This window comes from Acidithiobacillus thiooxidans ATCC 19377 (genome assembly GCF_009662475.1).
Taxonomy (GTDB): Bacteria; Pseudomonadota; Gammaproteobacteria; order Acidithiobacillales; family Acidithiobacillaceae; genus Acidithiobacillus; species Acidithiobacillus thiooxidans.
Genome location: NZ_CP045571.1, coordinates 2,052,975 through 2,064,963, shown reverse-complemented (window position 1 = coordinate 2,064,963; position 11,989 = coordinate 2,052,975). Strand labels below are relative to the sequence as shown.

Annotated in this window: 13 protein-coding genes; 4 read left to right on the top strand and 9 right to left on the bottom strand. The window is 50.5% G+C overall.

The annotated features are described in order from the left end of the window. Position 1 precedes the first annotated feature (1 nt). On the top strand, positions 2–343 hold the full coding sequence (locus GCD22_RS10895) for a M48 metallopeptidase family protein (RefSeq protein WP_031575195.1): 342 nt from the start codon (positions 2–4) through the stop codon (positions 341–343). 67 nt (positions 344–410) lie between these two features. On the opposite strand, the gene GCD22_RS10890 is transcribed toward GCD22_RS10895, so the two are convergent. After that, positions 411–845: a TA system VapC family ribonuclease toxin gene (locus tag GCD22_RS10890; RefSeq protein ID WP_031575198.1), complete on the bottom strand. Its 435-nt coding sequence runs from the start codon at positions 843–845 to the stop codon at positions 411–413. Continuing rightward, positions 845–1,090, bottom strand: a complete 246-nt coding sequence (locus GCD22_RS10885; RefSeq protein ID WP_031575201.1) for a hypothetical protein — start codon at positions 1,088–1,090, stop codon at positions 845–847. The genes GCD22_RS10890 and GCD22_RS10885 overlap by 1 nt, the downstream gene beginning before the upstream one ends. A gap of 242 nt (positions 1,091–1,332) precedes the next feature. Here GCD22_RS10885 and GCD22_RS10880 point away from each other — a divergent pair, with 242 nt between their 5' ends. From GCD22_RS10880 to GCD22_RS10870, 3 genes are all read left to right on the top strand, one after another. Continuing rightward, complete coding sequence (locus GCD22_RS10880; protein ID WP_024894929.1) at positions 1,333–2,436, top strand: AI-2E family transporter; 1,104 nt, start codon at positions 1,333–1,335, stop codon at positions 2,434–2,436. Then, positions 2,414–3,889 (top strand): MDR family MFS transporter, encoded by a 1,476-nt coding sequence (locus GCD22_RS10875; RefSeq protein WP_226859295.1) that lies wholly within the window; start codon positions 2,414–2,416, stop codon positions 3,887–3,889. Before GCD22_RS10880 ends, GCD22_RS10875 begins: the two co-directional genes overlap by 23 nt. A gap of 72 nt (positions 3,890–3,961) precedes the next feature. Next, positions 3,962–4,807, top strand: coding sequence for an EamA family transporter (locus GCD22_RS10870; protein ID WP_202806245.1), 846 nt, complete (start codon positions 3,962–3,964; stop codon positions 4,805–4,807). 18 nt (positions 4,808–4,825) lie between these two features. Here the strand turns inward: GCD22_RS10870 and GCD22_RS10865 are convergent, their stop codons facing one another. The 7 genes from GCD22_RS10865 to htpG form a co-directional block, all read right to left on the bottom strand. Then, positions 4,826–5,641: an outer membrane protein assembly factor BamD gene (locus GCD22_RS10865; RefSeq protein WP_031575212.1), complete on the bottom strand. Its 816-nt coding sequence runs from the start codon at positions 5,639–5,641 to the stop codon at positions 4,826–4,828. Between the two features lie 69 nt (positions 5,642–5,710). Further along, entirely contained in the window at positions 5,711–5,980 is a 270-nt protein-coding gene (locus tag GCD22_RS10860) for a hypothetical protein (RefSeq protein WP_010638546.1), read from the bottom strand. A 52-nt stretch (positions 5,981–6,032) separates the two neighbouring features. Continuing rightward, positions 6,033–6,248: a hypothetical protein gene (locus tag GCD22_RS10855; RefSeq protein WP_010638548.1), complete on the bottom strand. Its 216-nt coding sequence runs from the start codon at positions 6,246–6,248 to the stop codon at positions 6,033–6,035. 146 nt (positions 6,249–6,394) lie between these two features. Beyond that, complete coding sequence (locus GCD22_RS10850) at positions 6,395–6,949, bottom strand: DNA-3-methyladenine glycosylase I (protein WP_031575215.1); 555 nt, start codon at positions 6,947–6,949, stop codon at positions 6,395–6,397. 66 nt (positions 6,950–7,015) lie between these two features. Next, positions 7,016–8,104 (bottom strand): TQO small subunit DoxD, encoded by a 1,089-nt coding sequence (locus GCD22_RS10845; RefSeq protein ID WP_031575217.1) that lies wholly within the window; start codon positions 8,102–8,104, stop codon positions 7,016–7,018. Between the two features lie 12 nt (positions 8,105–8,116). After that, positions 8,117–9,628 carry an outer membrane protein assembly factor BamB family protein gene (locus GCD22_RS10840; RefSeq protein ID WP_031575220.1) on the bottom strand — a complete coding sequence of 504 codons (1,512 nt, stop codon included), beginning with the start codon at positions 9,626–9,628 and terminating at the stop codon, positions 8,117–8,119. Between the two features lie 349 nt (positions 9,629–9,977). After that, entirely contained in the window at positions 9,978–11,870 is a 1,893-nt protein-coding gene (htpG, locus tag GCD22_RS10835; RefSeq protein WP_031575222.1) for a molecular chaperone HtpG, read from the bottom strand. Positions 11,871–11,989 lie beyond the last annotated feature (119 nt).

The following is an 11,989-nucleotide window of genomic DNA, read 5'->3' as shown; positions in this document are numbered from 1 at the left end:
AATGATGGCAATCGATCACAAAGGCCAGTTCAAGCAGCGCGTCCGCCACTGGGCCGACAAGCTGGACGTCAAGATTGTCTGGCTGGGGGTGCGGCCGATGCGCAACAAATGGGCCTCGTGTTCCACCGCAGGTCATTTGAATTTCAGCGACGAACTGCCCGCCCTGAAACCCGAGCTATGGGACTACGTGATCGTTCACGAGCTGCTCCACTTCTCGGTTCCCAACCACGGAAAACTTTGGAAAAGCCTGATGCGTGTGCATCTGGGAGAATATGAGGTACAAGAGGGAGAGTTAAGGCGCATCGCGGGCAACCAAGCCCCGCAGCATACGCGCTTCGATTGAATTTCTATGGCATCTTCAAAATGCACAAATCTGCGCCCAAATTTTGCCCAAGTGAACATCTTTCAGTTCATCTGCCTGGAATCATGATGAGATGTTCCTCACGGGCGGAGTGCAAAACCTTATGCTGAATGCGCCGGTCGAAGGTCGCAAAGCATCCATCATGGTCCACCGCGAGTGCGAGCAGATAGACATCAGTAATTTGGCGGTGACCGATTACCTTAGTCCAGTCCAGTGAATTGTTGTGGAGCAGGTCGAGACTGTCGGGCCAGAAAGCGTGAGACCGGGAATCGGTGGCATCGGTTAGCCGCCCGGCGATATCCGCAATAGGCAAAGCTCCAGGATAGCCGGGTTGTGAGAGGATGCGCAGGCAGCCGTTGACGGTGATCGGGCAGGTGGCCCAGCCATCACTCTGCTGTGCGAGCCAATGATGGGCAGCGCGGTGGTGGATGTGGGCGGCGTCGAGCAGAGCAATCAGTACATTGACGTCGAGCAGGGCGCGCATCAGAGGCCAGATTCATCGCGCAGCCGGTCGATAAGACTATCGGTGACGAGCCGGTTATTAGCTGGAATGGGGCGGAAGCCATTCACTACAGTGGTTTCTGGCGGCGTTGTGGATATGGGGAAATGGCCGGTAAACGCGACACGCAAAAGTCGGGATACTGCTGCACCTGCACTGATATGCTCACGCCGCGCCAGTTCACGTGCGGCTTCAAGCACATCGTCTTCGATATCCAGTGTAGTACGCATGAGACAGTCCTTCGTCGTGTTGGATGATATGATGTTTTGATGCTATATCATCGCCTCCGAAGTCGTCAATAATAATCATTAAACACTTCAGAGCGACACCGGCATCAATATCCCGGTTCAATGCGGTTACTTTCCCTCTGCCTTCTGGCGCTCGGCCGCACGCAATGTCGGCGCGATTTTATGACGCTCCAAAATGCAGTTTCAGGCATAATGGAAAAGATATTTCAGACGAGGGCAGCATTTTGACGGATCGTACTCAATCCGTGCAGCGTTGGTTACCCATTTTACTGATTGCTGTTGCATTGATTTGGATATTGCAGGATTTTTGGTCAGCCTTGGCCTGGTCGGCGGTGCTTTCTGTGGTTTTCTGGCCTTTTGTGGCGCGCATACCGGGGCGATGGCGACCTTTGGGCGCATTGTTTTTTGCACTGACTGCGGCCAGTTTGATTCTTTTGCCGCTGGCCTTTGTGATTTTAGAAATGCTGCGCGGTCTGCATTTGCTCGGGCCATGGATTTCTGGGGAAGAACTATCGCACTGGGCTTTACCCGCCTGGATGAGTCAGCATTTGCCGCTGATTTTACTGGATCCGTTGCGGCATTTGTGGCGCGTTGCTACGGGTTGGCTTGGCGCATTTTTACCAGGAATCAGTGCAAAAAGTGTTCTTTTGGCCCCGCATTTTACGGGATTGCAGGTTCTTAGTGGCTCGGATGCGTTGCTGGCGCATGGGCAAATGGTGCTGAATGTTCTTGGGGGTGCCGAAGATACGGCTTTTAATGCCAGTCTGGCGTTGCTGCTCCTGTTTTTCTTTCTGTTGCATGGCGAAACGTTGGCTCAGGGACTGGCCGAACGGGTGACCGGACTGGCTGGTGCTGAAGTGTGGAAAGTCGTTTCCCGTGGTCTCGATATTTTGCGAGGCACTTTCTGGAGTGTCGTGATTACCGGTTTGTTTGAAGCGCTGTTGTTTTGGGCCTTATATGCCGCCTGCGGAGTACCACATGCCTTGATCTGGGGGACGGTATCCGGGGTGTTTTCCGTGATTCCCTTTGGTGCTTCGGCAGTATTTACCGGGGTGACCTTATGGGTCTGGTTGGCCGCATCTGAACCGCTGCTGGCCTTGGTGATATTTATTGCCGGTAACATTATTACCACCTTGGCAGATAATTTATTGAAACCGTTACTCATCGGTGGTCGTTCAAGAATGCCTTTCATGCTGATTTTTATGGGACTTATTGGGGGGCTTTCGGTGCTGGGTATTTTGGGCATTTTTGTGGGCCCGATGCTGATGGGCATGTTGATGGCCTGGTGGCAGGGGTGGAAGCGTGATGACGCAGAGCAATCGAGCTGATATGCAGGACATAAAACCAGACACTACCGATAACGAAAAGAATTTTCAGCTGGATTGGTCGGCGTGGCTGATGTTTGTAGCTATTCTGTCCTCCATTTTTCTCGCGGCGATGGATCAGACTGTTGTTTCGACCGCCTTGCCGACTATTGCTCGTGACCTGAATGGCTTGGCTAAATTGCCCTGGATTGTCACGGCTTATCTGCTGACCTCCACGGTCTGTTTGCCGGTGTATGGCAAACTCGGTGACTTGCTGGGTCGCAAATATTTGCTGCAATCCGCTGTGTTATTATTTCTGGCCGGGTCAGCCCTTTCGGGATTGGCCCAAAATATTGATGAACTCATCCTGTTTCGTGCCTTACAGGGTATTGGTGGTGGCGGTTTACTGGTAACCGCCATTGCCTCTATTTCGGATTTTATACCGGTAACTCAAAGAAGCCGCTATCAGGGGCTAGTCGGTGCTGCTTTTGGTTTAGCTACTTTAATTGGCCCTTTTCTGGGTGGGTTTATTGTGGAGACGTTGAGCTGGCGCTGGATTTTTTATATTAATGTGCCCATTGGCATATTTGCCTTGCTGGTTATTGGCACCGCCTTTCCCAAACCTCTACGTACGGCTGAATGGATTATGGATGTCTGGGGGACCGTTTTGCTGATTACGGGATTAAGTGCGCTGGTATTATTTGCCAGCGTGGCAGGTCCGATATTGGCCTGGAATTCTCCCGAATTATGGTTGATTTTGGCGATAGGCTTGGGTAGTTTCGCCGGATTTTTCATCTTTGAAAAACACCATCCTCAACCATTGCTGCCACTGTCTTTTTTTAACTTCCGGACGTTTACCTTGAGTGTCATCCTGTCTTTTTTTGTGGGCCTGGCCATGTTGGGTTCCATCAGTTTTTTACCCATTTATCTCCAGGATGTTCGCCATTTTTCACCCACCATGTCGGGACTCGAATTGTTATATCTTTTGGTCGGAATGTTGTCCATGTCCATTATGGCCGGGCGGCGGATCAGCCATAAACAGCGCTATCGGGAGTTTCCCATTATCGGTGCGCTGCTGATCACGGTTTCTTTGGGTTGGCTTTCCAGACTCGGTGAGCAGACCCCGATGTGGCATATCGACGCTGCCTTGGTGTTGTTGGGCCTTGGTCTTGGCATGACCATGCAGGTATTGGTGTTGTCCGCACAATTGGCGATTCCGCATAAAAATCTCGGAGTGGCTACTTCGACGGTTACCTTGTTTCGCTCCATGGGCGGAACCTTGGGCGTAGCTGCATTTGGTGCCGTTTTTTCCGGATTAATGGCCGGTGTGGCGTCATCTGCTGAACACGCTGCCATGATTGTTCAGACCTTGCGTACAGATTTTCTGATAGCTGCCAGTTTTAGTCTGGCGGCATTTGTCGGTGCCTGGTTTCTGGAAGACATGCAAATTCTTTTGAAAAAACGTCAGAATTCATAAAACGAAACCGATGATATTTCCAACGTATTTTATCGAATCAATAGTTCCTCTGATGCAATCAGGTTGGCTAATGTGATCCCCGCAATGGCCAGTGTCGCGGTAGTCGGTGGTGCTGCCATGCATGCCGCCTGGAATGTCGGGATTCGTGGTGGTCCGGATCGCCGCAGGGCAACAGCTATGCTCCTTTTGAGCGCGGGTGGCATTGGCGTGATGATGCTTCCTTTTCTGATGCCGCCAGCATCTGCTTCGTGGTGGCATTTGGGTATTTCCATACTTTTGCATGTTTTGTATTTTAATCTAGTAGCCGAGACCTACCTGTTAGGTGAGGTCAGCCTGACTTATCCAGTAATGCGTGGTATGGCACCGGCGTTAGTGGCTATCATCGCTGTTTTCATATTTGGCCGCTACATGGACCAACTTGCTTGGGTTGGCCTGATGCTTATCAGTGGCGGTGTACTTTTACTCGCGCGCCGTAATGGCAAAAGCGGCGAATGGCATGCCATAGGCTTTGCTGTCTTAAATGCGCTGGTAATTGCTTTGTATACGATCAATGATGGCTTTGGGGTACGTTTGTCGCATTCACCCGTTGCTTATGCTCTCTGGACTTTTGTGTTGCCGGCAATACCCGCCGCGTTGATTTTGTTGCGCGGTAAAGTAAGAGCGCTCTGGCAGAGCCATGATGCTCTTGCAGCATGGTTAAAAGGTGCAGGAGGAGCGGTTTTTTCGGTAGCCGCTTATACCCTGGCTTTGTGGGCAATGACGCAAGCACCTATCAGTGCAGTGGCCGCCCTGCGCGAAACCAGTCTGCTTTTCGGATTGATTTTTGCTTGGTGGTTTCTTGCCGAACAGCCCGGAATGCGCAGAATTGCAGGTGCTGTGATTATTTTGCTGGGCGCTGTCCTGATAGAAATCGGTTAAGTTGGACAGCACAGAGATTTATCCTGCAGAGACTTTACTGGCTTTGGGTGCCTGTTCCCAAAGTGAGCGCAGCCTTTTGGTGAATCGTCCCTGGGGATAGTTGGCATGTAATATGGCCGCTGTGGTCCGTGCTTGCTGGTTCAAATCCAAATGCAGGTAGGATTTAGTTAAATAATAGAGCGCTTCTTGACGAGCCGGGCTGAGTTGATAATCAGTGATGACCCTGCTGCAGCGATTGGCGGAAGCCACATAAGCATCGCGAATATAATAAAACTTGCAGATATTCAGATTACGCTGGCCGAGAATGTCGATAATTTTGGCAATGTGTAGTCGGGCACTGACTGCGTATGGTGTCTTGGGAAAGGTTTTGGCCAGATAGGTGAACGTGTTTAATGCTTCATAGTCGGGAGTAGGGGTATATTCCGGACCCTCAATGCCTTCATATTCGGCAAGAGCCTTCAGATAATAAGCATAAACAACATGTGGATTTGCGGGATGTGCCTTGATAAAAGCCGAGGCCGCTGCCGCTGCCGCTTTGGAATCGCCAGACCGGTAATAAGCGTAGGCAGTATCCAGTTGGGACTGCTCTGAATAGGGGCCGTAGGGATATTCTGTCTGCAAATTTTCAAATTGCCGGATGGCTCGATCGTAATCGCCCCGATGCAGAGCTTCCTGGGCCGGTCTGAACATTTGCGCAACGGGTGCTACGTGTATGTGCTCGCCCTTTTTATCGGGTGTGCTGGCGCAACCGGACAAAGACAAGGTCATCAGCGCAGAAATAAAAAGAAATGAAGATAACGTGGTTTTGTAAGTACGAATGGTAAGCGGCGGCATCTCTGGTTCACTATTATTCAGGATCAACCAGTATGACGCCGACAATCTGCCAGAAGTTCCCCGGCTGCCTTAAATGGGTGCAGGCTCTTGGGCAGAAGCGGTTACCGGAACCATGGATTCAGCGGCATCAATGACGCCACGTTCGGTTTCGAGTACATCTCCCTTGGCGCGTTCCCGTTCTACCAGATTAATCAGACGCGCCACCTGAGCCGGTTTGACGGCCAGATATTCGGCAATGGCCTTCATGTCTTCTTTCAACTGTGCCTGAATGGAATTGATGCCTTCCCGGCGGTTGATGATGTCTTCAATGGCCTCACGGGCCTTGTGATCAAGTTCCAATGTTTTCCTCTGCAAATGGTGGATGGTAGTCGCGCAGCAGTTTATCACGATCTCATATTTGTGGACGCTGATCTTGGGGCGTGACGGGATCTTGTGCGCTGGCCGGTAGATACTGCACTTGCTGGACTGCGACAGTTTCCATAACTGAACTTGGGCCGGGCTGATAGTGCTTATCCTGATGGCCGAGCCAGACTCCGATGAATGCCCCGAAGACAATGATTCCCATGGTTTTAGTCCAGAGCTGCAGAGTAGAATGATGCGTAATCATGATAAGCCTCCTTACGGTTACTGTATATAAATACAGTAACCCGATAAAAAGGAAAATGCAAGCCTTTCTGATGACGCCAAGAACAACAGGCGAGGAACAACGGAGAAAAATGCACCCACGGTAACTGCTGTTTTTAGGATTATGGACTACAAACTTTTGAAGCAGTCGGTGCTGTGATCATTGACCATGCCGACAGCTTGCATATAGGCATACATGATGGTCGGACCGACGAAACGCATACCGCGTTTTTTGAGATCTTTGGATAGGTCATCCGATATTTCGTTACGGACGGGTACTTCAAGCATACTGCCGGGACGGTTGATCAGGGGTTGACCATCGACAAATCGCCAGACGTACGCATCAAAAGAGTCGAATTCTTTTTGAATGGTGAGGAAAATACGAGCGTTATCGCGTGCTGCATAGACTTTCAGGCGATTGCGGATAATTTCCGGGTTGTTTAAAAGCGTTTCCAGCTCTGTGTCCGGCATCCTGGCCACCGCTTCAGGGTCAAAGTGGTGAAAAGCCTGACGATACGCCGCCCGCTTTTTGAGGATTGTGTACCAATTTAGCCCGGCCTGGCTGCCTTCCAGAATGAGCATTTCAAAAAGTTGCCGGTCATCATGGACGGGAACACCCCATTCCAGATCGTGATATTGCACATAATCTGCTTTGTCGAGAGGTACCCACGCACAGCGTTGCATACAAAAATCCGTTCGGGGAGAAACAAACAGCATCGTCTCCCGCCGAACGGTTCGCGTCAAATGCCTTTAATGAGCGGCGATTTGTGCGCTTACTTCCGCTTTCTGACCATTGATGTTCAGTACTTGCAACTGATAAGGACCGGAACTGGTATTGATAAAGCCCGTACTGCTGACCGGCAGATGCAACATGGCTTCTGCACCCAGACCTGCCTTCAGGCCCAGAATTTTATCTGGAGCAATTTGCTGGTAGGCAAAATCATTGTGAATGTCTTTGGGGTTCAGGTGGGAAAGCTGCTTGCCATCCCAGGACTCTACAACTTTGCCATTATAATCCAGCAGACGGATGGCAATAATATGCGCCGGTACGGAAGCCGTTCCTGCATCAATATACATATGCACATCCACGCGACCATTGGGCAGAACCCGCACATCGGTCATTTTGACATGGTGGGCCTTCACGCCGGTAGGATCGCCATGGAAGGGGGTGATCACTGAGCCACGATAGTAAGAATAGGTGGCGACAATGAAAATAACCGCAATCCAGAACAGGGTCAGGGACAGCTTTTTGAAAGCGCCGTCAGACAGGGGCAGGGGTAAGCTGCCTCCCAGCCAGCGAAACCAGCCTTTCTGGGCCAAGGCCGGATTGCGTTTCATCATCCAGTTGTCAATGGAGTATGCACCACCGCCAACGAGGAGCAGGGTGATGCCCATGCCGAAGTTGGATGCCGCCATGGTCCATTCATCAATACAGGTAGCCCCTTGCCATCCGAACATCAGCATCAGTGAGAAAGAAAGACCCAGGGTTAAAAAAGCCGCGAGGCGGGTCATGAAGCCGGATAACAACATCAATCCGGAAATGAGTTCAACCGCGCTGAAAATGATGACTCCCGCATACAACAGGACAAAGTGGTGTAGTAAAAAGGCTATCAGATGATTCAAGCCAAGAATCGCTCCCGGCATGGCGGTTTGAAACTTATAGGCCATCCAGTGTCCGGCCGGATTGATTTTCTGGGGGCCATAAATGAAGCGGCGGGAGCCACCACCCCAGTAAATCCAGCCCTGGACAAAACGCACGGCGAGCATGCCAATGGCCAGTATGCGCCACGAATGTTGCGTGGCTTGATCGGTTGCTGCAGATTTCATGGTCGTTGCCATTCTTGACTCCTGTTAAGCCTTGTTGGCGTTGAATTGCGGGTTGACGTCCTTGACCGGTACGGCGTTGATCCAGTCCCACGAGTTACCCAGGTACATGGTGCCTCCGACAATGGTGGGATTCACGATGCCGAAGCGACCCCCGACATGATATTCGTGAACCATCTGCCCCGTTTTAGGCTGAATGGCATAAATATCCGGTCCGGTAGAAATATAGAGCATATTTTCATAGTACGTCGGTGCACCACGTCCTGCTCCGGCAGGACCAGGATTGGGTACGTGCCAGGTCCAAGCCACTTTACCGGTATGCAGATTCATGGCCTCATAGGTCGAGGTGACAGGAGAACCGACATAAACCATCCCATCATGAATCATGGGAACCCCGCCTTTGAATGCCGGAATCTTGGGGCCACGTCCCATATTGTTTGTCCACAGAACTTGTCCGGTATTGGCATTAAAAGCCCGAACCAGGGTTTCCATGGTGGGTTTGCCATCTACCATTTTGGGGTTGGCAACGGTGTCCATGACGACAATACCGTTATCCACAACGGGGGATACATCGCCCATGCCGGTGTTGACGGCACCGGGAATTTCACCCTTCCACAACACCTTGCCGTTATTGATATTCAGTGCATAAAGACCGGGGATGACGGACATGGAGACATAGACATGGTTTTTCCAGACTACGGGGCTGGACATGTTGGCTATGCCCCCTACATGGGTTTTCCAGATGGCCTTTCCATCTGTGGAGTGAATCCGGTAAATATTGCCGTCGCCGGTGCTGATGAAAAGCGAGTGGTCTGCATAGGCCGGGGTGGGCATGGCATCACCCTGGGTCTTGAAACTCCAGAGTAGCTTGCCATCTTTACGATCCAGGCAGAAAATCCCGTTATAGCTGATATCCTTGCCGCGTCCGGCCTGCTTGGGATGCTTGGAGTACTCCATGACATTGGCAAAATTGAAAGACACGCTACCCGCTGATAGATATACCTTTTTGCCGACGACCAGAGGATTACCCATGAGGGTATTGGCTACCGGGCTGCTCCGCCAGATCAGCTTGCCAGTTTGAGCATTGACGGCGTAAGCGAACATATCATCGCTTTCCGCATACACGACCCCTTTGACCACCGAAACGCCCAGAGCATTTCCATAAAACTGGGTTTGTACCGGGAGTGCTTCCTTGATGCCATCCACTTTTTCGCCGTAGGGATGGTTATCATTGAGCGGCCAGGCCCGGGCTTCAGGAAAATTCCAGCGGACGCCATCACGAATCCAACGGGGCGCGTTGTGCGCAACAGGGAATCCGGCATTGTGCTGAGGGTTTCCATAGGCGTGGGTCCACTCTGAAGGACCGACCTGATCATTGGCCTGTGGCGCATTTTGCGGTAAATATAGCGTCGCAAAGGGACTTTGGGGGTCCAGGGTATTGTTAATGGGATCCTGGGGAACCTGATTGGTCTGCGCCCAGGCGGTCCCGGAAATCAAGATGCTGACTGCTGACCATATGACTATCTTGCGGAATTTCATCACTTCTCCTCGCGCGTTGAAAATGTGAAACAACCTCGCTGTAAATTCTCTCATGAGGTGTGCTGAATAATTAGAAAATTCTAATTTGTTAATGAATAATTCAGTATCATCATTGAGTTACTGAACCCTAAACCTCTCGATATAAGATATCAATAATATAAATGTAAAAAATTGAAACATGGTTACATATGATTACACTTGATATCTTAAAAATAATTTAACGATGGTGTTTTTTGTGAATTAAAAAAAGGGGTCTTCTTTTGAAGAAAATATGCAAATAAAAAAGCATCACCTTCGGTGGATTAGAAGGTGATGCCATGACCGTTGAACAAAAGGGTCAGTGGGTTTATCAGCCTGCCAGGGCGAGCATTAACTGGTTGAGACGGGCCACAAAACCAGCAGGATCATCCAGTTGTCCGCCCTCGCTCAAAATCGCCTGATCCAGTAACAGAGATGACCACTCCGCAAAGCGTGACGCATCTTTTTCACTTTCTATGCGGGTTAACATAGGATGGGTAGGGTTGATTTCCAGGGTGGGCTTGGTACTGGGTACTTCGTGTCCAGCCTGCTTCAACAATTGCTGCATATACAGGGCCATGTCCCGTTCGCCCAGGACCATGCAAGCAGGAGAACTGGTCAGCCGGTGGGAAACCCGAACCGCTTCAACCCGATCACCCAGCGCATTTTTGATACGCTCCACCAGACCTTCTGCGGTTTTCTCGATTTCTTCCTGAGATTTGCGTTCTTCTTCGGTTTCAATGCTACCCAGATCAAGCGTGCCTTTGGCTACAGAGCTCAGTCCCTTGCCTTCAAATTCATGCAGGTGGCTGGTCAACCATTCATCCACACGGTCACTGAGCAGTAATACTTCAATACCTTTTTTACGGAGAAGTTCCAGCTGCGGGCTGTTTTTGGCAGCAATAAAAGTATCCGCAGTAATGTAATATATTTTGTCCTGACCTTCGCGCATACGGCCAATATAATCAGCCAGGGAAACATTCTGGGTTTCAGTGTCTGAATGGGTGCTCGCAAAACGTAATAATTTCGCGATTTGTTCGCGATTGGCAAAATCTTCACCAGGACCTTCTTTCAGTGCCCGTCCAAACTCATTCCAGAAGTTTTGATATTTTTCGGGTTCTTTTTCAGCCATTTCTTCCAAAAGGCCCAGTACCCGTTTGATGGAGCCCGAGCGCATCTGGTCAATGACCCGGTTGCCCTGAAGAATTTCGCGGGAAACATTCAGGGGGAGATCGCTGGAATCAATGACGCCGCGTACAAAGCGCAAATAACGGGGCAGAATCTGGTGTTCGGTATCATCCATGATGAAAACGCGCTGCACGTAAAGCTTGATGCCGTGCGTTTGATTGGGTTCCCAAAGATCAAAAGGCGCCTTGCCGGGAATGTAGAGCAGAGAAGTATATTCGAGGCGACCTTCCACCCGGTTATGCGCCCAGGCCAGTGGATCAGCATAGTCATGGCTGACGTACTGATAAAATTCCTTGTATTCCGCATCACTGATTTCAGACTTGGAACGTTGCCAAAGTGCAGAGGCTTTATTGACAGTCTCCCAGCTATCGCCGGGCTTACCATCTTCGCCCGCTTTACGCATCAGAATGGGTAGGGGAATATGGTCTGAGTATTTGTTGATAATGCCGCGCAAGCGCCAGAGATTCAGCAGGTCCTGGCGTTCATCTTCGCGGATGTGCAGCACTATCTCGGTACCGCGCTCTGGCAAATCGACGGTTTCGAGGGTGTAGGCACCTGTCCCATCAGACTCCCAGCGCACACCATGTTCTACTTCCATGCCGGCTCGACGGGTACTCAGCGTTACGCGGTCGGCGACAATAAAGGCAGAATAAAAACCGACGCCAAATTGACCAATCAGTTTGGCATCCTTGCTTTGATCGCCACTCAGTCTCTCAAAAAATTCTTTGGTTCCCGACTTGGCAATGGTTCCAATATTGGCAATGACCTCGTCGCGGTTCATCCCGATGCCATTATCGCGGACAGTTAAGGTGCCTTGTTCGGCATCAAAATCTACCTCCACTTTCAGTTCGCTGTCTCCCGCAACCAGACTGGGATCCGCCAAGGCTTCAAAGCGCAGTTTGTCACAGGCATCAGAGGCGTTGGAAATCAGTTCACGCAGAAAAATCTCTTTGTTTGAATACAGAGAATGAATCATCAGATGCATCAGCTGATTGATTTCAGTCTGAAATTGTAGAGTTTCCTTGTTGGTGGTCATTATCTCTCCTTCGTATAGACAAGTAGTCTGAGCAGCTATCATTTCAATAGACAGACTGGAAGTGGGGCCTGCTTCATCGAGAATCAAGAGTACTTATAGACTGTTCTGCCGGGGCTATG